The sequence below is a fragment of the uncultured Arthrobacter sp. genome (genome assembly GCF_947493765.1).
Lineage (GTDB): Bacteria > Actinomycetota > Actinomycetes > Actinomycetales > Micrococcaceae > Arthrobacter_D.
On record NZ_CANLSZ010000001.1, the window covers coordinates 88885 to 109853 of the forward strand.

The 20969-nt window shown below is 69.8% G+C and carries 20 protein-coding genes, 4 tRNA genes and 1 other RNA gene; 11 read left to right on the plus strand and 14 right to left on the minus strand.

Annotation, left to right across the window (positions count from 1 at the left end; translation table 11 throughout):
* Positions 1-13 precede the first annotated feature (13 nt).
* Positions 14-87 (minus strand) — tRNA-Pro (locus Q0747_RS00445).
* A gap of 111 nt (positions 88-198) precedes the next feature.
* Between Q0747_RS00445 and Q0747_RS00450 the strand changes: the two genes are divergently transcribed.
* Positions 199-269 (plus strand) — tRNA-Gly (locus tag Q0747_RS00450).
* Between the two features lie 19 nt (positions 270-288).
* Here the strand turns inward: Q0747_RS00450 and Q0747_RS00455 are convergent.
* Both Q0747_RS00455 and Q0747_RS00460 read right to left on the minus strand, forming a co-directional pair.
* On the minus strand, positions 289-1176 hold the full coding sequence (locus Q0747_RS00455; protein WP_298251307.1) for an Fpg/Nei family DNA glycosylase: 888 nt from the start codon (positions 1174-1176) through the stop codon (positions 289-291).
* Positions 1169-1639, minus strand: coding sequence for a ribose-5-phosphate isomerase (locus Q0747_RS00460; RefSeq protein ID WP_298251308.1), 471 nt, complete (start codon positions 1637-1639; stop codon positions 1169-1171). The genes Q0747_RS00455 and Q0747_RS00460 overlap by 8 nt, the downstream gene beginning before the upstream one ends.
* 204 nt (positions 1640-1843) lie before the next feature.
* Between Q0747_RS00460 and pepN the strand changes: the two genes are divergently transcribed.
* The 4 genes from pepN (at position 1844) to Q0747_RS00480 (ending at position 6154) form a co-directional block, all read left to right on the plus strand.
* Entirely contained in the window at positions 1844-4396 is a 2553-nt protein-coding gene (gene pepN, locus Q0747_RS00465; RefSeq protein WP_298251737.1) for an aminopeptidase N, read from the plus strand.
* A gap of 76 nt (positions 4397-4472) precedes the next feature.
* Complete coding sequence (locus Q0747_RS00470) at positions 4473-4949, plus strand: OsmC family protein (protein WP_298251309.1); 477 nt, start codon at positions 4473-4475, stop codon at positions 4947-4949.
* 105 nt (positions 4950-5054) lie between these two features.
* Entirely contained in the window at positions 5055-5678 is a 624-nt protein-coding gene (locus Q0747_RS00475) for a mechanosensitive ion channel family protein (protein ID WP_298251310.1), read from the plus strand.
* Positions 5675-6154: a globin gene (locus tag Q0747_RS00480; RefSeq protein ID WP_298251311.1), complete on the plus strand. Its 480-nt coding sequence runs from the start codon at positions 5675-5677 to the stop codon at positions 6152-6154. The genes Q0747_RS00475 and Q0747_RS00480 overlap by 4 nt, the downstream gene beginning before the upstream one ends.
* A gap of 45 nt (positions 6155-6199) precedes the next feature.
* Here Q0747_RS00480 and Q0747_RS00485 read toward each other — a convergent pair whose 3' ends face one another.
* Positions 6200-6859 carry a hypothetical protein gene (locus Q0747_RS00485; protein ID WP_298251312.1) on the minus strand — a complete coding sequence of 220 codons (660 nt, stop codon included), beginning with the start codon at positions 6857-6859 and terminating at the stop codon, positions 6200-6202.
* The gene (locus Q0747_RS00490) at positions 6856-7329 is read right to left on the minus strand and encodes a thioesterase family protein (RefSeq protein WP_298251313.1); all 474 of its coding nucleotides are present in this window, start codon (positions 7327-7329) and stop codon (positions 6856-6858) included. The genes Q0747_RS00485 and Q0747_RS00490 overlap by 4 nt, the downstream gene beginning before the upstream one ends.
* A gap of 166 nt (positions 7330-7495) precedes the next feature.
* Here Q0747_RS00490 and tesB point away from each other — a divergent pair, with 166 nt between their 5' ends.
* The gene (gene tesB / locus Q0747_RS00495; protein ID WP_298251314.1) at positions 7496-8416 is read left to right on the plus strand and encodes an acyl-CoA thioesterase II; all 921 of its coding nucleotides are present in this window, start codon (positions 7496-7498) and stop codon (positions 8414-8416) included.
* Positions 8417-8549: 133 nt separating this feature from the next.
* On the opposite strand, the gene ettA is transcribed toward tesB, so the two are convergent.
* The 5 genes from ettA to mptB form a co-directional block, all read right to left on the minus strand.
* Positions 8550-10232 carry an energy-dependent translational throttle protein EttA gene (ettA, locus tag Q0747_RS00500; protein WP_298251315.1) on the minus strand — a complete coding sequence of 561 codons (1683 nt, stop codon included), beginning with the start codon at positions 10230-10232 and terminating at the stop codon, positions 8550-8552.
* Positions 10233-10303: 71 nt separating this feature from the next.
* Positions 10304-10981 carry a single-stranded DNA-binding protein gene (locus Q0747_RS00505; RefSeq protein ID WP_298251316.1) on the minus strand — a complete coding sequence of 226 codons (678 nt, stop codon included), beginning with the start codon at positions 10979-10981 and terminating at the stop codon, positions 10304-10306.
* 161 nt (positions 10982-11142) lie between these two features.
* Positions 11143-11215: transfer RNA gene (locus tag Q0747_RS00510), tRNA-Arg, on the minus strand.
* Between the two features lie 58 nt (positions 11216-11273).
* The gene (locus Q0747_RS00515; protein WP_298251317.1) at positions 11274-11705 is read right to left on the minus strand and encodes a DUF3224 domain-containing protein; all 432 of its coding nucleotides are present in this window, start codon (positions 11703-11705) and stop codon (positions 11274-11276) included.
* A gap of 82 nt (positions 11706-11787) precedes the next feature.
* Entirely contained in the window at positions 11788-13308 is a 1521-nt protein-coding gene (gene mptB / locus Q0747_RS00520; protein WP_298251318.1) for a polyprenol phosphomannose-dependent alpha 1,6 mannosyltransferase MptB, read from the minus strand.
* A 247-nt stretch (positions 13309-13555) separates the two neighbouring features.
* Here mptB and orn point away from each other — a divergent pair, with 247 nt between their 5' ends.
* The 4 genes from orn to def all read left to right on the plus strand — a co-directional run bounded on the left by orn (position 13556) and on the right by def (position 16240).
* Complete coding sequence (gene orn / locus Q0747_RS00525) at positions 13556-14158, plus strand: oligoribonuclease (protein ID WP_298251319.1); 603 nt, start codon at positions 13556-13558, stop codon at positions 14156-14158.
* Between the two features lie 114 nt (positions 14159-14272).
* Positions 14273-14345 (plus strand) — tRNA-His (locus tag Q0747_RS00530).
* 144 nt (positions 14346-14489) lie between these two features.
* On the plus strand, positions 14490-15662 hold the full coding sequence (locus Q0747_RS00535; RefSeq protein ID WP_298251320.1) for an acyl-CoA dehydrogenase family protein: 1173 nt from the start codon (positions 14490-14492) through the stop codon (positions 15660-15662).
* Positions 15663-15667: 5 nt separating this feature from the next.
* The gene (def, locus tag Q0747_RS00540) at positions 15668-16240 is read left to right on the plus strand and encodes a peptide deformylase (protein WP_298251321.1); all 573 of its coding nucleotides are present in this window, start codon (positions 15668-15670) and stop codon (positions 16238-16240) included.
* Positions 16241-16255: 15 nt separating this feature from the next.
* Here def and Q0747_RS00545 read toward each other — a convergent pair whose 3' ends face one another.
* Together Q0747_RS00545 and rnpB are read right to left on the minus strand one after the other, a co-directional pair.
* On the minus strand, positions 16256-17545 hold the full coding sequence (locus tag Q0747_RS00545) for an MFS transporter (protein ID WP_298251322.1): 1290 nt from the start codon (positions 17543-17545) through the stop codon (positions 16256-16258).
* A 342-nt stretch (positions 17546-17887) separates the two neighbouring features.
* Positions 17888-18286: RNase P RNA component class A (rnpB, locus tag Q0747_RS00550), an RNA gene on the minus strand.
* Positions 18287-18364: 78 nt separating this feature from the next.
* Between rnpB and Q0747_RS00555 the strand changes: the two genes are divergently transcribed.
* Complete coding sequence (locus Q0747_RS00555; protein WP_298251323.1) at positions 18365-19126, plus strand: YaaA family protein; 762 nt, start codon at positions 18365-18367, stop codon at positions 19124-19126.
* Between the two features lie 52 nt (positions 19127-19178).
* Here Q0747_RS00555 and Q0747_RS00560 read toward each other — a convergent pair whose 3' ends face one another.
* Both Q0747_RS00560 and Q0747_RS00565 read right to left on the minus strand, forming a co-directional pair.
* Complete coding sequence (locus Q0747_RS00560; protein WP_298251738.1) at positions 19179-20144, minus strand: reverse transcriptase-like protein; 966 nt, start codon at positions 20142-20144, stop codon at positions 19179-19181.
* A 29-nt stretch (positions 20145-20173) separates the two neighbouring features.
* Positions 20174-20923, minus strand: a complete 750-nt coding sequence (locus tag Q0747_RS00565) for a zinc ribbon domain-containing protein (RefSeq protein ID WP_298251324.1) — start codon at positions 20921-20923, stop codon at positions 20174-20176.
* Positions 20924-20969 lie beyond the last annotated feature (46 nt).

Here is a 20969-nt window from a genome sequence, read left to right on the forward strand (position 1 = left end):
TTGCACGACAGTGTCGGGGTGACAGGAGTTGAACCTGCGACTTCCTGCTCCCAAAGCAGGCGCTCTACCAAGCTGAGCTACACCCCGTCAGTGCGAGTGTTAGTCTACGCATCTTTGCCGGCGGCACGCACATTTGGCATTAGCAGAACAGCTGTGGTGTAGTTGTAGGCGTTCCTGGGCCCGGTTCTCTGCCCATTCGGGGATGTAGCTTAGTGGTAAAGCCTCAGTCTTCCAAACTGATGATGCGGGTTCGATTCCCGTCATCCCCTCTCGAGATCCCGCACAAGGTCAGTCCGGCTGGCACTGCGGGCACCAGAACACCGTGCGGGCCGCCATCTCCGAGACGAGGATGGGCGTGCCGCACCTCCGGCACGGTTCGCCGCCCCGTTTGTACACCCAGGTCGGCGCCGCGCGCCCGAGTCGCCCGTTGCGGGCCTCCGCCGTGGTGGTCACGATCCGGCCCTCACGCACGCCGTCCCGCATGAGCCGGACGGCGTCCCCCCAGATCCCCGCCGCCTCGTCCTCACGGATCTGCTTCCCCGGCCTCCAGGGGTCGATGCCCTGCAGGAAAAGCACCTCGGCCCGGTAGATGTTGCCGATACCCGCGATGACCGCCTGATTCATCAGCTGGATCCCCACGGGCGTGATGCTCGACATGAGCTTCCGCCCGAAGACCGTGCCGTCCGCGTCGGCCTGCAACGGATCGGGACCGAGTCTGGAACGGGCTGCCCGCTCCTCGTCGGGAGTGATCACCTCGCAGGCGGTCGGGCCGCGGAGGTCCGCCCACCCGTTGTCCGAGACGAGCCGCACCCGCACGGCGCCGACGGGCTCGGGCGGACCCGCGTACGTGTCCTGCCCGGCGGTCCCCACGTCACCGCGGAGCTCCGACTCCCCCACCCTGCGCGGCGCCCCGATGCTGGAGGCCCCCCGGAACGTGGCATCGCCGCCGAAGCTCCACGCCCCGTAGAGCCCGAGGTGCACGCGGAGCACCAGGTCGTTGTCGAACCGCAGGAACATCTGCTTGCCGTGGGCGAGCGCGGAGACCATGGTGGCACCGTCGAGGCGCGCGGCACCCTCGCTGAAGCGACCCTGCGGACTGGAGGCGCTCAGGCGTGCGCCGCCGAAGACGGAGGAGAACTGCCGTGCGAGCCGGTGGACCGAGTGCCCTTCAGGCAAGGCTGCCCGTGTCCTCGAAGCGCTTGATCTGCCCGATCCGGCGACTGTGGCGCTCGGCGCCGCTGAAGGCCTCGGCGAGGAAGACCTCGATGATCCCGGTGGCCTCCTCCACCGAGTGCTGACGACCGCCGACGGCGACGACATTGGCGTCGTTGTGCTGGCGTGCCAGCCGCGCCGTCTCCGGGTTCCACGCCAGCGCCGCACGCACGCCGTGGACCTTGTTCGCCGCGATCTGCTCCCCGTTGCCCGACCCGCCGAGCACGATACCCAGGGCCTCGACGCCCGAGGCCTGGTCGGCGACCACCGCCTGTGCTGCGCGGATGCAGAACGAGGGGTAGTCGTCCTCGGGGTCGTAGGACGCGGGACCGTGGTCGACGACGTCGTACCCGGCCCGGGCGAGATGCGATACCAGGTGGGCGCTCAGTTCCATGCCGGCGTGGTCGGTGGCGAGGTGGACGCGCATGGGGGTGTCTTCCTTCGGGTCTCGCCGGCATGGCCCGCGGTGGCTGATCGGTGGGTCCGCCGGTACGGCCGGACGTTCCCAGCGTAGGCGTCCGGGGATCGAGGTGCGACCGCAGCGTGCACGATGGCAGAATACGAGACGCCGCGTAAGCCCCATCACACGCGCGGCCCACCCTGCCGACCCTGGAGGCGTTCCTTGCCCGGTTTGAACCTGACGCGCGACGAAGCTCGCACGCGCGCCGCTCTCCTCACTGTCCAGTCCTACGACATCTCGCTCGACCTGACGCGCGGCGACCGCGTGTTCGGTTCGCGCACCGTGGTCACCTTCGACGCGGAGCAGGGCGCCTCCACGTTCATCGACGCCGTCACGGACACGGTGCACCGGGTGGAACTGAACGGCGTACCGCTCGAGCCCGGGGAGGTCAGCGACGGCGTCAGGATCCAGCTACCGCTGCTCGCTGCGACCAACACCCTCGTGGTGGACGCGGACATGCCGTACATGAACACGGGCGAGGGCCTGCATCGGTTCGTCGACCCGGTGGACGGAGAGGTGTACCTCTACACGCAGTTCGAGGTACCCGATTCCCGCCGGGTCTTCGCCGTCTTCGAACAGCCCGACCTCAAGGCCACGTTCCGCTTCCTGGTGACGGCGCCCGCCTCCTGGGACGTGATCTCCAACAGCCCCACACCCGAACCGGTCCAGGCCGGGGAGGGGACCGACGGCGCCGCGAGCGCCACCTGGTCCTTCGAGCCGACGCCGGTCCTCTCCTCCTACGTCACGGCGCTCATCGCCGGGCCGTACCAGAGCGTCCGCAGCGAACTGACGAGCTCGTCCGGCCGGACCATCCCGCTCGGGGTCTTCGCCCGCAAGTCCCTCATGCAGTACCTGGACGCGGAGAACATCTTCGATCTCACCCGCCAGGGCTTCGCGTTCTACGAGGAGCAGTTCGGCACGCCGTACCCCTTCGAGAAGTACGACCAGCTGTTCGTCCCCGAGTTCAACGCCGGCGCCATGGAGAACGCCGGTGCGGTCACCTTCGTGGAGACCTACGTGTTCCGCTCACGGGTCCCGGACGCGACCGTGGAACGCCGCGCCATCACGATCCTCCACGAGCTCGCCCACATGTGGTTCGGTGATCTGGTCACCATGCGCTGGTGGAACGACCTCTGGCTGAACGAGTCCTTCGCCGAGTACATGTCGACCCTCGCCGCAGCCGAGGCGACCGAGTTCCGGCAGGCGTGGACCACCTTCGCCATCCTCGAGAAGGGATGGGCCTACCGGCAGGACCAGCTCCCGTCCACCCACCCCATCGTGGCGCGGATCGACGACCTCGACGACGTCCAGGTCAATTTCGACGGCATCACCTACGCCAAGGGCGCGTCGGTGCTGAAGCAGCTCGTCGCCTGGGTGGGCCAGGAGGAGTTCATGGCCGGGGTCCGCGAGTACTTCGTGAAGCACGCCGGGAAGAACACCGAGCTCGTCGATCTGCTGGTCGAGCTGGAGGCCGCCAGCGGTCGGGACCTCAGGGCGTGGTCGGCGCTCTGGCTCGAGACGGCCGGCGTCAATACGCTGCGCCCCGAATTCGCGACCGACGAGGCCGGGAGCATCACCTCGTTCGCGATCCTGCAGAGTGCCGTCGACGCCTTCCCGACCCTGCGCCCGCACCGCCTCGCCGTCGGGTTCTACGACCTCGACGACGACGGCGCGCTGGTCCGGGTGCACCGCGTGGAGCTCGACGTCGACGGGGAGCGCACCGAGGTGCCGCAGCTGGTCGGCCGACCGCGGCCGGCCCTGGTGCTCCTCAACGACGACGACCTCGCCTACGCGAAGATCCGGCTCGACCCCGACAGCCTGCGCACCTCCGTGCAGCACGTCAAGGACTTCCGGGACTCGCTCCCGCGCACGCTCGTCCTCGCCTCCGCCTGGGACGCGACCCGCGACGGCGAGTCACCGGCGCGGGAGTACCTGGAGCTGGTCCTGCAGAACGTCGGCGCGGAATCCGACTCCTCGGTGGTGCTCGTGCTGCTGCGCCAGCTCGCCTCGACCCTGGCGTTCTACGTCGCCCCACAGGACCGGGACAGGCTCGGTGACGAGGCGGCGGACCGGCTGCTGGAACTGGCCCTCGCCGCACCCGCGGGCTCCGACGCGCAGCTCCAGCTGACCAAGGCCTTCGCGGGCCATGCACGCACCTCCGAACAGCTCGGGACCCTCGAGGCGATGCTCAGCGGGCAGGACGTCCCCCCGGGGCTGGAGGTGGACCAGGACCTGCGCTGGGAACTGCTCACCGGCCTCGTCGTGGGCGGTCGCTCCGGCGAGAACGAGATCGCCGCCGAGCTGGAGCGGGACGCGACGGCGACCGGGCAGCTCGCGGCGGCCGAGGCCCGGGCCGCCGTGCCCACGGCCGCGGCGAAGGAGGCGGCCTGGACCGCCCTCGTCGACGCGGCGGAGCTCCCGAACGCCGTCCAGCGCTCGATGATCTCCGGCTTCACCCGGGTGCACGACCGCTCCCTGCTCGAGCCGTTCGTGGAGCGCTACTTCTCGTCCATCGACGACGTGTGGTCGTCGCGGACCTACGAGATCGCCCAGCAGATCGTCGTCGGCCTCTATCCGTCCCTGCTGACCACGCAGGCGACACTGGATCGCACGGACTCCTTCCTCGCGAACCTCGGGGACGACTCCCCGTCGCTGCGCCGCCTCGTCCTGGAGAGCCGCGACGGCGTGGAGCGGGCGATGCGGGCGCAGGCCGCCGACAGGTAGGAGGGGGTCGGGGAGGACCGACCCGGTCCTCCCGCCGGGGCCCGCACTCCCCCGCCGCCCGTACTAGGGTCACAGCATGAGACTCTCGGAACACCACTACGCGGCGCAGCTCCGGTGGACGGGGAATCGCGGCTCCGGGACGTCGGGGTACCGCGCCTACAGCCGCGATCACGAGGTGGAGGTGGAGGGCGCCGGACTGCTGCGGGGCACCGCCGATCCCAGCTTCCACGGGTCGCGGAATCGATGGAATCCCGAACAGCTGCTGCTGGCCGCGCTCGCGCAGTGCCACATGCTGTCCTACCTGCACGTCGCCGTGACGGCGGGTCTGGTGGTCACCGGCTACCGGGACACGGCCACCGGCACCCTGCGCCTCAACAGGGACGGCAGCGGCGAGTTCACCGGTGTGGTGCTCCGCCCGCAGGTGGAGCTCGCGGATCCAGCCCAGGCCCCCCTGGCGGACTCCCTGCACGCGGAGGCCAACGCCCTGTGCTTCATCGCGCGGTCCGTGAACTTCCCCGTGGACCACGAGCCGACCGCGACCGGGCCCCGCTGACGCGGTCGGGCTGCGTCCCCGCTGTAGCCTTGGAGGACACCCCCGCACCTCCGGCCCGGTCGACGGTGCGCGGAGACACCCGAGTACCCGGCCGAAAGTGACAGCATGATCTTCCTCCCCTCGCTCGGCTACGGCGGACGGATCATCGGCGCGCTGGTCATCCTGGTCGGCGCCGTGCTGCTGTGGCTGCTCGTCCGGGCGCTGATAGCGCGCTCGGTCAGGCGTGTCCGTAACGGGCACAGCGTGTTCAGGAAACCGCACCTCGCCTGGGCGCAGTCGGCCCTCCGCCCGTTCGACAGCGCCCGGCGCGTACAGCGGGCGCAGACCATCGGCGGACTGCTCTCGAGCGTCGCCGCCGGGACCATCGCGATCGTGGCCGTCCTCATGGCCCTCGACACGCTGGGCTTCCCGATCGGGCCCATCCTGGCGAGCGTGGGCATCGTGGGCATCGCGATCGGCTTCGGCGCCCGGGAGGTCATCCGCGACGCCTTCCTCGGCTTCTTCATCACCATCGAGGACCAGTACGGCATCGGCGACACCATCGAGGTCGGTGACACCGTCGGCGTCGTCGAGTCGCTCGGTCTGCGCATCACGCGGCTCGTGGATGTCGACGGCGCCGTCTGGTACGTGCGCAACGGCGACATCACCAAGGTGGGGAACAGATCGCAGGGTACCTATCTGGCGCCCTCGCCCGACCTCACCGACCCACCCACGGAGGACCACGCATGACCACCCAGGACCCGGCAGGAGCCCGGCCTCCCGAGGACAGGACCGCGCTGCCCGTCGAACGCCTCACGGCGGCCGGCCGGGAGTTCGTCCAGCCCCAGTACACCGACAACTTCTACGCCGCGGTCGGCGGGCACGAGGTCTTCGTGGCGCTCGTCGATGCCTTCTACGACGGCGTGGCCCAGGACGAGGTGCTCCGGCCCATGTATCCGGAGGAGGACCTGGGGCCCGCGAAGGAGCGCCTGCTGCTCTTCCTCGAGCAGTACTGGGGTGGTCCCAGGACCTACGGCGAGCAGCGCGGGCATCCGAGGCTGCGCATGCGGCACATGCCGTTCCGCGTGGGCCCGACGGCGAGGGACCACTGGCTGCGGCACATGCGTGCCGCCGTCGACGGCCTTCACCTCGCTCCGCTGCACGAGGCGACACTGTGGGACTACCTCGAACGCGCCGCGCACTCGATGGTGAACGCCGCGGACTGACACCGGGTGCCCGGCCCCGGGCGACTGCAGCTCCGTACGTGGGCGTCAGAAGACGGCGGCGGACCGGACCAGGACGTGCCCGCGGACGGTACTGAGCCTCGACCAGCGGCCGTTGCTGTGGACGGACGCCTGTGTCCCTGCTTCCAGGAAGCCGAGGGTGAAACCCCCGAACGCAGCCCCGGCAGGCACCCGGCCCGGGACGTCTGCCAGTTCCCGCCCCCACACGGCGGTTCTCGCACTGCTCACCAGCGGGGCACCGGCGCGGTCGGGCAACGACCCTGCCACCTCCGCGATGCCGGCCCTGGCCGCGTCCTCCAGCGCGTCGCAGGAGACCGCGCCCTCGCGCAGCCAGCCGGAGCGTGGTGGCAGCACCCCCGCCCACGGCTCCGTCACGGTGACAGCGGGCACGGGGAAGACCACCCCGTCCTCCGGCATCCGCGCGAGCCTGTCGAGGACCGAGCCGAGCGAGACCGTGACGTCGACGCGCGCAGCGTCCTGGAGGGCCATCGTCCGCAGGCCGAGAACCGTGGGCACCGCCTCGCCGAGCATGGTGGGGCCGAGAGCGCGGACATAGGCGGCGAGGATCCCCCCGCCGGCGACCAGCCGCATGCCACCGGCATCGTCGCCGGCGCGGGCGCGGGCGGTCAGGGTACGGAGATCACTGACCGTCTCCGCGTCGGCGAAACGGATCTCGCCGGCGCTCACGCATCCTGCCTGGCGCGGGCCCGGCGGAACGGGACGGCGGGTCCGAGCCAGGACTCGAGGACCGCACGCTGATCCGCGGAGAGCCGCACCGGCCGGCCCGACGTCCGGCTGACCAGCACCAGACTGGTACTCGCGATCGCGCTCGTGACACTGCCTTCCAGGGCCACCCGGTCCCGCACCGTGTAGCCCATCTCGAAGCTGGACGCCCCGATGCCGGTCACCCGCACGTCGACGGCGGCCGGGACCACGCTGAAGTTCAGCGGCGCGAGGTACTCGATCTCCTGCCGCGCCACGAGGGTGTAGTGGTCCGCGTCGACGCGTTCCATGAACGAGCCGCCCTCGAGCGGCTCACTCATCAGCAGCACGCGGGCGTCCTCGAGGAACTGCAGGTAGCGCACGTTGTTGACGTGGCCGTAGGAATCCTCGTCGCCGAAACGCAGGGGCAGGGGGATGGTGCGCACGAAAGACATGGTCCCATCCTCTCAAACAGGCCCGCCGCCCGGAGCACACGCCGGATGCACCGGCGCGGACCGTCGTCGCACCCGTCCGTGTTGAGCGTCGCCGGGGGTCCGTCTAGTGTCGGTGGAGGCCACGGAGCATCGGTTCCGTCCATCCGTTCCCGAGGAGACATCGCACATGGCAGACCACGCGCCGGCAGCAGACCACGACGCTGCCGGAAGGCCCTCGAAGGACCCCACCGCGGATCTCCTGGCCCTCCTCGACCTCACCGGCGCCGACGGGGCACAGACCGACGAGGAGATCTTCGTCGGAGCCTCCTCCCGCCAGCCCGGCCGCCGCGTCTTCGGCGGTCAGGTCCTCGCGCAGTCCCTCGTCGCCGCCATGCGCACGGTGGAGCCCTCCCGTGACGTGCACTCCATGCACGGGTACTTCCTGCGCGCGGGCGATGCGGAGAAACCGATCACCTTCGGGGTGCAGCGGCTCCGCGACGGACGCTCCTTCTCGGCACGGCGCACGCACGCCTACCAGAACGGGGTGCCGATCCTGTCGATGATCGCCTCCTTCCAGGAGCCGGACGACGGCATCACCCATCAGGACGAGATGCCGCAGGGCATGCCGGACCCCGAGAGCCTGCCGACGACGGCGGAGCTTCTCGGCGCCTTCGACCACCCGGTGGCTCGGGCCTGGGCCTTCGAGCGTCCGTTCGACATCCGGCACGTCGACAGCCCGCTCTACACCTCGAACACCGGGTCCCGCGAGCCGCGGAACGCGGTGTGGATGCGCAGCATGGGACCCATGCCGGAGGATCCCCGCCTGCACCGCGCAGCCCTGGCCTACGCGAGCGACTACACGCTGCTGGAATCGATCCTGCGCCCGCACGGGTTGAGCTGGATCCACCCCGGCATGAGCGTGGCGAGCCTCGACCACGCCATGTGGTGGCACCGTCCGGTCCGCGTGGACCAGTGGCTCCTCTACGTCCAGAGCTCGCCGAGTGCCTCCGGGGCGCGAGGCCTGGCCGCGGGCCGTATCTACACCCGGGACGGGGAGCTCGTGGCCACCGTGGCGCAGGAGGGCATGGTCAGGGTTCCGCGGTCCTGAGGTCCCGTCCACGGGGATGCCCGGCCCGAGGAGCCCGGCCGCCTTGGCGAGCCCGGCCGACGGCAGAGGACACGGCTCGAAGGCCGTGTCCTCTGCTGTCTGTCGCCGTGCCGCGCGGTGATCCGCCCGCGCCCTAGTCGCGGGTGAGTCGGCGGTGCGTCACACGATGCGGCTTGGCCGCATCGGCGCCGAGCCGCTCCACCTTGTTCTGCTCGTAGGCGTCGAAGTTCCCCTCGAACCAGTACCAGTTCGCCGGGTCCTCGTCGGTGCCCTCCCAGGACAGGATGTGCGTCGCCACACGGTCCAGGAACCAGCGGTCGTGCGAGACGACCACGGCGCAGCCGGGGAACTCGAGCAGTGCGTTCTCGAGGCTCGACAGCGTCTCCACGTCGAGGTCGTTGGTCGGTTCGTCGAGCAGCAGCAGATTTCCGCCCTGCTTGAGGGTCATGGCCAGATTCAGCCGGTTGCGCTCACCACCGGAGAGCACGCCCGCCTTCTTCTGCTGGTCCGGTCCCTTGAAGCCGAAGGCCGACACGTAGGCCCTGGAGGGCATCTCGACCTGGCCCACTTGGATGTAGTCGTGACCTTCGGACACGACCTCCCACAGCGACTTGTCGGGATCGATGCCGCCACGGGACTGGTCCACATAGGAGATCTTCACGGAATCGCCGATGCGCAGCTCCCCGCCGTCGAGGGGTTCGAGCCCCACGATGGTCTTGAACAGCGTGGTCTTGCCCACGCCGTTCGGTCCGATGACCCCCACGATGCCGTTGCGCGGGAGGGAGAAGGACAGCCCGTCGATGAGGACGCGATCGTCATAGCCCTTCTGCAGGTTGCGCGCCTCGATGACCTGGCTCCCGAGACGGGGTCCCGGCGGGATCTGGATCTCCTCGAAGTCGAGCTTGCGGGTGCGATCGGCTTCCGCCGCCATCTCCTCGTAGCGGTTCAGGCGCGCCTTCGATTTGGTCTGGCGTCCCTTGGCGTTGGAGCGCACCCACTCGAGTTCCTCGGTGAGGCGGCGCGACAGCTTCTGGTCCTTCTTGCCCTGGACCTCGAGGCGTGCGCGCTTTTTCTCCAGGTAAGTGGAGTAGTTGCCCTCGTAGGGGTACAGGTGGCCGCGGTCCACCTCAGCGATCCACTCGGCCACGTGGTCGAGGAAGTACCGGTCGTGGGTGACGGCGAGGACGGCGCCCGCGTAGGACTTCAGATGCTGCTCCAGCCACAGCACGCTCTCGGCGTCGAGGTGGTTGGTGGGCTCGTCGAGGAGGAGCAGATCGGGCTTCTGCAGCAGCAGCTTGCACAGCGCCACGCGGCGCCGCTCTCCACCGGAGAGGATACTCACATCGGCGTCGGGCGGCGGGCAGCGGAGCGCGTCCATGGCCTGTTCGAGCTGGGAGTCGATGTCCCAGGCGTCGGCGGCGTCGATGGCTTCCTGGAGCTTGCCCATCTCGTCGAGCAGCGTGTCGTAGTCCGCGTCGGGGTTGGCCATCTCCTCGGAGATCTCGTTGAACCGCTGGATCTTGCCGTAGATCTCGCCGACGCCCTCCTGCACGTTGCCGAGGACGGTCTTGTCCTCGTTGAGCGGGGGTTCCTGCAGCAGGATCCCCACCGTGTAGCCGGGGCTCAGCCGGGCTTCTCCGTTGGACGGGGTGTCGATGCCCGCCATGATCTTCAGGATGGTGGACTTACCGGCGCCGTTCGGGCCGACGACGCCGATCTTCGCACCGGGATAGAACGACATGCTGACGTCGTCGAGGATGACTTTGTCGCCAACGGCCTTGCGGGCCTTGGTCATTGTGTAGATGAATTCCGCCATGCACCCAAGGCTAGTGGCTGAGGGCCCTGTTCTCCCATTCACCGCCGGCCGGCCCCGGGCCCGCCGAGGGGTCAGAAGGGGACGGACTCCGACTGCGCCATCCCTGAGCGGTCCTGGTCCCTTCCCTGCCCTGCGTCGCCCTCAGGACCACTCGTGCCCTCGTGGTCGTGACCGTCGTGCTCCGAACCGTCCTGGTCCGAACCGTCCTGGTCCGAACGGTCGTGGTCCGAACGGTCGTGGTCGGGACCGTCCTCGGCGGCGCCGTGCGGGTCGAAGGCGCCTGCGAAGAGTTCACCGGTCGCCGGATCGAGGCCGTCCGGCACGGCGGTGTGCTCCGGGCTGCCGGTCGCGGAAGCATCGGCAGGACCGACCTGCGCCTCGGACCGCTCGGACGAGTTCCTCCTGAAGTTCGCGGTCCCCCACATGAGGTCGTGGCCCGCGGTGTCGGCGTCGATCTCCACGGAGGTCCCGGTGCGGCCGTCGGGGTTGCTCCATGGCCGGATCCGGAGCCGGCCGGTGACGATCACGCGGTCGCCCTTCTTGATGCTGGCGCCCGCGTTCGTGGCGAGCTGCCGGAACATGGACACCGAGTACCAGTTGGTGGTCCCGTCCACCCACCCGTTGGCCTCCTTGTCGAAGCGTCGCTCGGTGGAGCACATGCGGAAACCGCAGATCGGCAGTCCGCTGTGCGCGAGGGTCAGGCGCACCTCGGTCGCCACGTAGCCCCGTACGGTGATGATGTCGGTCATGATCTTCCCTTCCCTCGGCGAGGGGCACGGCGCTTGCCGGCCCGTACCAAGCGTCGGTCGGTCCGGTCCGGTCCGGATGCGGGCTCCGTCCTATGTGGACAACCGGGAATGCGAAAGGTCCCCTGGACCGCGGAGCCGCGGTCCAGGGGACCTTCCTGCTGTGCCCCCGGCAGGATTCGAACCTGCGACCAGAGGATTAGAAGGCCCCTGCTCTATCCCCTGAGCTACGGAGGCAGTCCGCCCAGTTTACTATGGGCGCTCTGTGGGAGGCGTCGGGCGGCCGGCGGAAGCCCTACGCGTAGGAGTCGGTGGCGGTCTCGGCGAAGGTCACGCGGAGTTCGAGGCGGTGCTGGCCGTCCGGGTCCTGGGTGTAGATGGCCCGGCCCGCGATGCCGCTGAGCCCCTCGGTGCCCGAGCCGGGGATGATGTGTCCCGAACTCGCCGCGTCGACGCCCTCGGCCACACCCCAGTGCTGCACCGTCATGGACCCCTCGCGCTCTCCCACGGTGCCGACGAACTGCTCGGACGCCACATAGCCCGCCCCCACCGCATTGCCCGCCATGAGCAGCTGGGCCGTGCTGGTCCCGCTGATCTCGCCCTCGAAGACCTTGGTGGCCCTGACCCGTGACAGCTCGCCGTTGCTCCCGGCCTCCGAGTAGGCCTCCGCGTCCCACTCCGTGATCTCGAATTCACCGTGATACGTGATCGTTCCTGATTCGGTCATGTCCCCAGTATCGCCGGTTCGCGCGCATCCCGCACGGCGCGGGGGCCCACGCGGGACCGCATGGAGCGGGTGCGAGGGGCTCTCAGTGCAGCTGTCCGGGGGCCAGCGGCGTGTAGCGCCTGCGGAACAGGACCTTGGTGCTGCGGTCGAGGAAGACGAGATAGAGCGCGAACGCGAGGGCGACGACGGCGGCCACCTGGCGTGCCATCATCAGGCTGAACTCGAAGTAGGGGAAGATGTCGAGCTGGTCGGTGATCGCGTAGACCATGAAGAACGCCACCGTGAAGTACAGGGACTTCACCTGCCAGTCGTCGCGGATCCCGGTGACGGCGAACAGCGGTATGAGCCAGACCACGTACCAGGACTGGATCATGGGTGCCAGCAGCACGATCGCCGCGAACGCGATCGCCAGGCGGCGTACCAGATGGCTGTGCTCACCGCGCAGCACCTCGTACGCGATGATGACCAGCGACCCCACCCGGGCGATGGTGTGGAAGACACCGGCCATGTCCCACCCGGGAAGTCCCACCGCGTTGCCCAGCGTCGCGATCACCAGACCGATGAAGCCGACGGGCGCGTACCAGATCCACACACTGCCCGGAGTGCTGAGCGCGCCCACCCAGCCGAATCCGAACGTGTTGATCAGCCCCATGATCCACAGGAGTCCCAGGCTCAGTCCCGCGGTCAGGAACCAGTGGAGGAAACGCCGCGGCCACGACGCACCCTTCCCTGCCCACAGCAGGCCGACGAACGGCAGGAAGATGAGGGTGATCGGTTTGATGCCCACGGACAGCGTGATCAGGAGGATCCCGAGCACGGGACGTCCGGTCGCCGCGAGGTACAGTCCTGCGAGCGCCAGGCCGATCATCAGCGAGTCGTTGTGGATGGCGGCGACGAAGTTGATCAGCAGCAGCGGGTTCGCGGCCGTCAGCCACAGGGCACGCGTGGGATCGACCCCATGGAGTTCGGCGAGCTTCGGCACCATCCAGACGCACAGTGCGACGCCGATGAGCGCGACGACCCGGAACAGGATGATCGAGGTGTCCGGGTCGCCGCCGGTCACGCGGACGATCCCCTCCTCGATCCACAGGAACACCGGACCGTACGGGGTGGGGCTCTGCGCCCAGAGATCGTCGGCGCCGATCTGCAGGTAGTTGGAGATCTGCGAATAGCCGTCCACGTACGGGTTCAGGCCCGCCACCATGACCTGCCCCTGCACGATGTAGGCGAACACATCCCGGCTGAACAGCGGGAGCGCCGCCGCGAGGGGAATGGTCCAGGCGATGATGGCACGCAGCACGTAGGGGCGTGTGTCCTCCGACCAGCCGTTTAGCCGCTGCCCCAGCCGCAGCCAGGACCTGATGAGGAGCATGCCGCCCAGGGCCAGGAGCAGGACCGACAGGAGCGCCCCGGGGGGTTCGAAGCGGAGCCAGATGATGATCGGGTTGCGCCTGAGCCCGGCGGAGGCCATCGACAGCCAGCCGACGCCGAGGGAGCCCATCCACATCATCAGCGAGCCGACGAATCCCTGCACGATGGCGATGTTCGGCCGATTCCGCCCCACCGGGGCCTCGACGTCGACGCGCGGGACATGGGCGGGCATAGGGAGGATCCAATCGTCGGCAGGCTCGAGGCGGCACTGGGCGTCCATGTCCGGCGGTGACGGCCGCCATGGAGAGCCTCCGACCGCCGGTGGGTGGCGGTGTCGAAGACAGCATCGCGCACCCGGATGTCCGCGCAGCCTGAGTGAACTGATGGAATATTAGCACCGGAGTCCGGCCCCGGCCCGGTGCCCGCGCCCGGGGACGGATCGTGGTCGTCGCCGCGGCACCGGGCGGTACATTGGTCGAATGCCGATATCGAATGAACGCATCGTCTGGATCGACTGCGAGATGACGGGGTTGGACCTCGTCCACGATGCGCTCATCGAGGTCGCCGTCGTGGTGACCGACGCGGAACTGAACGTCGTGGGAGAGGGGCTCGACGTCGTCATCAGGCCGCCCGCGGAGGCGCTCGCGCAGATGGGCGACTTCGTGCGTGAGATGCACACGTCCTCGGGCCTGCTCCAGGAACTCGACGGCGGCATGACCATGGCGGAGGCGCAGGACCGGGTGCTCGACCACGTCCGGGCCCTCGTCCCCGAGCCCCGCAAGGCGCAGCTCGCCGGGAACTCGATCGGGACGGACCGGAATTTCCTCGCCCGCGACATGCCACTCGTGATCGACCACCTCCACTACCGGGTGATCGACGTGTCCACCATCAAGGAACTCGCGCGCCGCTGGTACGTCCGCGCCTACTTCCAGTCCCCCGCCAAGACCGGCGGGCACCGCGCGCTCGGGGACATCGAGGATTCGATCCGGGAGCTGCGCTACTACCGGTCCGCCGTCTTCGTTCCCGCACCTGGGCCGGACTCGGCCACGAGCAAGGCCATCGCGGAGTCCCTCGCCACCTGAGGCTGGATCGTGGAGGTCCTGAGCACGCGCCGGAGTGTGTAAACTTGTGTCCGCTGCCTGTCGCCGGCAGCCCGGCCGGAGACCTCTCCACCCGGACACCGGCGTCGTCGCATGGTGGGTATAGCTCAGTTGGCAGAGCGCCTGGTTGTGGTCCAGGAGGTCGCGGGTTCAAGCCCCGTTACTCACCCTCGGAGGTCAGGAAGACCCTGGCACCGTATGCCGTCCCGGATCCGTCCGGGACGGCATACGTCTTTCCGGCCCCAGCAGTCCCAGTCCCCACGACGGCGACGCCCGGTACGTCGCCCGCCCACAGCAGCGAAGGACCATTGCCATGGAACGCACGGTGTTCGACGAGGATCACGAACTCTTCCGCGACGTCGCCCGGGAGTTCAACGAGCGCGCCGTCGCCCCGCACTACGCGGACTGGGACCGCCGCCACATGATGGACCGGTCCGTGTGGACCGCCGCCGGGGAGCAGGGTCTGCTCGGTCTCGCCGTCCCCGAGGAGTTCGGTGGGGCGGGGATGCCGGACTACCGCTTCCGCACGGTCCTCGACGAGGAGTTCGCCCGGAGCAACCACCTCGCCGTGGGTCTCGCCTTCCACCTGCACGACGACCTCGTCCTGCCGCACCTGCTGGCCCACGGCTCGCAGGACCTCAAGGAACGCTGGCTCCCGGGGATGGTCTCCGGGGACATCGTGACCTCCTGCGCCTGGACCGAACCCGGGGCCGGCAGCGATCTGCGCGGCATCCGCACCAAAGCCGTGCGCGACGGCGACGACTGGCTGATCACGGGTCAGAAGGTCTTCATCGGCAACGGGATCAGCGGCGACGCCTCCCTCGTGCTCGCACGCACCGACGGCAGTTCCGGCCGCGGGTCCAGCGACGCCTTCTCCCTCTTCATGGTCACCAAGGGTGAGGGCTACACTCCCGGCCGACAGCTGGACAAAATGGGCCTGCGCGCCTCCGACACCGCCGAACTGTTCTTCGACAACGTCCGCGTTCCCGGTGCGGACCTGGTGGGCGAGGTGGGCCAGGGCCTGCGGTACTGCCTCGAGCAGATCCCCCAGGGCAGGCTCGGCATCGCCGTCGCCGCCGCCGCGCTCGCGCGGGCCACGTACGCGCAGACCGTCCGCTACGTCACCGACCGCAACGCCTTCGGTGAGCGGGTGCTGGACTTCCAGAACACCCGGCACGTCCTCGCGGACATCCTCACGGAGATCGAGGTCACGGAGTCCTTCGTGGACCGGGCGGTGCTCGCGTTCAACGCGGGCTCCCTCACCCCGGAGGCCGCCGCGCAGGCCAAGTTGTGGGCGAGCGAGCGCGCGAAGTCCGTCACGGACCGCTGTCTCCAGTTGCACGGCGGCTACGGCTACATCCTGGAGTACCCGGTCTCCCAGGCGTTCCTCGCCGCGCGCCTGCTGACCATCTTCGGCGGCACGAGCGAGATCATGCGCGAGTCCATCGGGCGGTCGATCGCCGACCGCTCCGCGCAGCAGAGGTAGAGCACATGACAGTCCACCCCATCACCATCACCGGCGAGCCCGTGCTGCACCGGCGCGCCCAGCCCGTCGAGACCTTCGATGCGGCACTGCGCACCCTCATCGCGGACATGTTCGAGACGATGGACGAGGCCAACGGCGTCGGTCTCGCCGCGCCCCAGATCGGGGTGGGTCTGCGGCTCTTCGTGTACGGGATGGAGAACGACGACGGCGTCCCGCCGCGCGGCGTCCTCGTGAACCCGACCATCGTGACCACGAAGGTGCCCGGCTCCGAGCCCGATCCCGAGGACGACGCGGAGGGCTGCCTGTCGGTGCCGGGCGAATCGTTCCCCCTCGCCCGCGCCGGGTGGGCCCGGGTCACGGGGTTCGACGGCGACGGCGCACCGGTCGACTTCGAGGCCACCGGCTGGTTCGCGCGCTGCATGCAGCACGAGTACGACCATCTGGACGGCAAGCTCTTCGTGGACCGCCTCAACGACCGGTACCTGCGCAAGGCCCGCAGGAGCATCAGGAACAACGCGTGGGGAGTCCCGGGCCTCACCTGGATGCCCGGCGTGGACCCGGACCCGTTCGGCCACTAGCGGGAGCTATGCGGCTCAGGTCCTCGCGGGGCTGTCGAGACCGGCGCCCTCCGGGGCCTCCACGAGGTCCTCGAGTCTCCTGGTACCGCGCAGGGGTCCCAGGAGGGCCACGAGGGGGGCCAGGCAGGCGATGACGACGCCGACCAGGACGGCCTCGCGCACGCCGATCGTCTCGGCCAGGATGCCCGCGAGGAAGCTCGCCAGCGCGAGCATCCCCCAACTCACCATCCTCGACGCGGCTCCCAGCCGGCCCATCATGTCCGGCGGGCAGACACGCTGGCGGAAACTCGTGCCCACCACGATGTTCCAGGCCACGGACGCCCCCATGACGAACAGGCCCGCCACGCCCCAGAGCATCCCCCAGCCCGGCGTCAGGACCAGCAGCGATGCGTACCCGAAGACCCCCGGCACCATGGACCAGCGCCACAGCGGGCCGGAGCCGAATCTCTCGCCCATCGCCTGGGCGGTGATGCCACCGACGGCGCCCCCGACGGACGCTGCCGCCAGGAGCATCCCGAGCCAGATCTCCGTCTCCTGGAGCGTGCGCAGTACCAGGAGGACCAGCAGGGAGGCCGCGATGTTGCCTCCGAGGTTCCAGAGTGCGGCGTTGAACAGGAGCGCGCGGAGGGGCGCCGTGCTGAAGGTGTAGCGGAGACCGTCGAGCATCTCGCGCCAGATGCGCTGGTCACTGCGTGGCCGCACCACCTCCTGCACGTCCAGACGCCCTACGGCTGCGAGGGAGACGACCGACGTCGCCAGCTGGAGGATCAGCGTGTTGGACGCACCTGCCAGACTCGTGAGCCAGCCCGCCGCGGACCGGCCGGTAGCGTCCGCCGCGGCGCCGGAGCCCGTGATCAGGCCGTTGCCCTCCATGAGTTCGTCCGGGGTCACCGCCTGCTGCACCAGGGCTGCGTCCGCCAGCTGGAAGAAGGCCGATGCGACGCCGGCGGTGAACGCGGCGGCGAAGAGCAGGGGCGTGCTAAGGAAGCCCAGCCAGTAGCCCAGCGGCAGGAGGGCGAGGACGAGCACCCGCACGGTCAGTGCCGCGAGCATCACCGGCCTGCGGGGCAGTCGGTCCACCCAGACGCCGATCAGCAGACCGAACAGCAGCCAGGGCAGGAACGTCATGCCGGCCAGGGCGGCGACCGCGAAGTTGCTGGCCTCGAGTTCCACCGCTGCGATCACGGGCAGCGCCACCGCAGCGATCGCGTTGCCCAGTACGCCGGACGTGCTGGACACCAGCAGTGCCCGGAAATTGCTGTTGCGTCTGAACAGCGTCTTCTTTTCGGTGCCCCCAGCAATCATCGAATCAACCTAACGGAAGGAGCAGTGGATGCCGGAGCGGATGCGGGGGAACTGCGGGACAATCTCGGCGGGTCTTGACGATCGGATTCCTCCCGCAGATAATCCGGAACGCCGAACTCCCGTGCCGACATCGAGGGGTCCCGGTACTCCCGACGCATCATCGACCGTGTCCGCGGTCGGCGCGGCCCGTGGCGAACGGGCCAGCCCCAGTGGCCCCAGCAGCAGACCGGCCCGTTCCTACCGTCGCGCTTGCGTATGAGACCCACGACGGTCCTCACAGCGTAGGCATCCGCATGGTCCCGAGGGCGGCGCGACGCGCCGAGGGGCTTTCCCGGAAGACGTGGGATGGGCCGACCGATACGCCGGGTTCTGTCATCGCACGTCGTTGCCGTCGTGCGAGTGGCGGCCATCCATCTACGGACGCCGTTGCCGACGCCCTCCAGCGGCCTACCCGTGCGCTCGGGCGGGCAGCCCTCGATCGCGCACTGTCTGGCCTTGCTCCGGGTGGGGTTTACCGAGCCACGCCGGTCACCCGGCATGCTGGTGGTCTCTTACACCGCCGTTTCACCCTTACCCGTCAGGGCGCCTCGGCCCCCTGACGGGCGGTCTCTTCTCTGTGGCACTGGCCTGCGGGTCACCCCGAGTGGGCGTTACCCACCACCCTGCCCTGCGGAGCCCGGACGTTCCTCGGTGGATCCGGTGCATCTCGCACCCGTCCAACGCGGCCGCCTGGTCGACCCATCCACCGTCCAGTCTAGGGGGCGTACCGACCGTGACCACGCAGCCCGCGGAACCTGCCCCGTTGGGTAGGGTTGACCGGTGCTGATCCTGCTTCCTCCCTCCGAAGGCAAGTCCCCCGCCCGGACCGGGCAACCGCTCGAGTGGGAGGAGCTGATGTTCCCCGACCTGAACCCGGCGCGCCGTGCCGTCCTCGGCGGCCTGCAGCGGGCCAGCGCCGCCTCCGACGCCCACGCGATCCTCGGCGTCGGGGCCTCGCTCGCCCGGGACGTGCAGCGGAATCTCCTGCTCGACGGCGCGCCTGCGGCAGCCGCCCACAGCATCTACTCCGGTGTGCTCTACGAGGCGCTCGGCTACGCGGGTCTGACGCCCGTGCAGAAGCGCAGGGCACGCGAGCAGTGCGTCGTCGTCTCGGGGTTGTGGGGAGTCATCGGTCTCGGTGACCGGATCCCGGCGTACCGCCTCTCCATGGCCGTCGACCTTCCCGGCACCGGGCGCCTGGCGACCTACTGGAAGCAGCACCTCGCCGCCCCGCTCACCCGCCTCGCCGGCCAGGGACTCGTCGTCGACTGCCGCTCCAGTACCTACGCCGCGGCGTGGGCCCCTCCGCCGCAGCAGAGCGCCGCGGTCAACGTGTTCCAGCTCCGGGAGGGCAGGCGCACCGTCGTCTCGCATTTCGCCAAACACACCCGCGGTGAACTCGCGCGCCATCTGCTGACCAGGCGCGGAACGCCTCCGGCCGATCCGGAAGCACTGCTCCGGGCCGCGCGGGAGAAGTGGACCGCCGAGCTGGTGCCGGCAGGCACCCGGAAACCGGCGCAGCTGAACCTCCTGCTCGACTGACCTGCCCCCCACCGACGTCCCGCGGTGTCCGTGCGGAACCGGAGGACGCTGGTCAGTCCGCGACCAGTTCCACCTCGAAGCCCTCCGCGTTCTCCAGGTATGCGGCGTAGTGCTCCGCACCGCCCGCGAAGGGATGCCGGTCCGCGAAGAGGAGGGACCAGCCGTGGCTGGCCGCGCGGCGCGCCAGGAGATCGACGTCATCGCGTGAACCCGCGCGGAACGCGAGGTGGTTCACCCCCGGGCGACGGCGTTCGTGGCCTCCACCGGCGAGGTCGGGGCCGCTCTCGAGGACGAAGTAGAACGCATCGGTGCCGTAGCTCGCCCCGCCCGTCCAGGAGCGCCGCAGGGGGAAGCCGAGGCGTTCGAGCAGCCACCCGAGGCTCGCTGTCGTCGCGGTCGGGTCCGCGGTCCAGATCTCCACATGGTGGAGCGCACCCGCGGGCCGCGGCGGCCCGGTCACCCGCTCCGTCCCGGTCTGCCCGGAGGCGGTGGCAGGTGCGGCAGCCCGCGTGCCCGGTCCGCCGTCCCGGGCGCCGTCGGACCCGGACGCCGGCGTGGTCCTCGGCGTCCAGTCGACGCCGGCCATCCCGGCATCCATCGCCTCGTTGGACAGCCGGTCCGCGTCCTTGTTGCGCTCGCGCGGGATCCACTCGTAGCTCACCTGGCGGGGATCGAGGACCGTGCGCGCCCGATCGGCGAGCACGCGCATGTCCGCGTGCTTGATCTTCCACCGGCCCGACATCTGCTCGACGACGAGTTTCGAGTCCATCTTCACGTGCACCGTGGCGCGCGGATCGATGGAGCGGGCCAGTTCCAGCCCGGCGACGAGTCCCGAGTACTCCGCCACATTGTTGGAGGCCCTGCCGATGTAGGCCGCCTTCTCCAGCAGGATCCGGCCCGACTCCGGGTCGCGGACCAGGGCGCCGTACCCCGCATGCCCGGGATTGCCGCGGGAGCCTCCGTCGGCCTCCACGAGGAGGCGCCGCACGGACCGGGCAGTCCCACCGGCGTCGTGCAGGTCGGCCGGGTCGAACAGCTGCTGGTCGGTCACGGCTGCTGGTTCCCCCAGTCGGCGGAGCGGACCAGGATGCACCCGGAGTCCGGGCACAGGACGACGTCGTCGGGCGCGGCGCCCGAGATGTCCCGGAGGTCCCCGGGGCTCAGTTCCATGCCGGAGCCCTCCGACTTCCCGTGGAAGAGCCGGGCGGCGCCGACGCCGCGCCGGGCGAGGATCCGCTCGTACAGGCCGAGGAGTCCGGCGTCGAACGTGGAGGCGAGCTCGTCGCGCTGCGCCTGTACCCGGGTCCGGCGTGCCTCGATGTCGGCGAGCTCCGCGTCGCGGGCCTCCTCCAGGCCGCGGAGCTCGGCCCGCACGGCATCTGTGCGCTCCTGGACCTCGGCACGGGTCGAACGTGCCGTCTCGACCCGCTCCATGACGTCGAGCTCCACGTCCTCGAGATCGGACCGCCGCCTGGTCAGCGAGACCACCTCGTGCTGCAGGGCGGTGAGATCCTTCGAGCTCCCGGTACCGCTGCCCAGCCGCTTCTCGTCGCGCTCCAGGCGAGTCACGACCGACTGGACCTCGTCCTCCGCCCGCGTCAGTTCGCGTTCCAGGTCGCCGAGCTCGGTCTCGGCCCGGACGAGTTCGCCGTCGACCTCCGCGACACGTCCCGCAACGCTGCCGAGGGCCGGATTGCTGCGCGCCGACGCAGCCTGCCGCAGGAGCAGATTGAGGGTCGAGTCGAGTGCCTGCAGGTCGAGCAGGCGCAGTTGTTCCTCAGGTGCAGCCTTGGCCACGGTGAACCTCCCGGATCGGAACGGATGGGGACGATGATGGGGCATG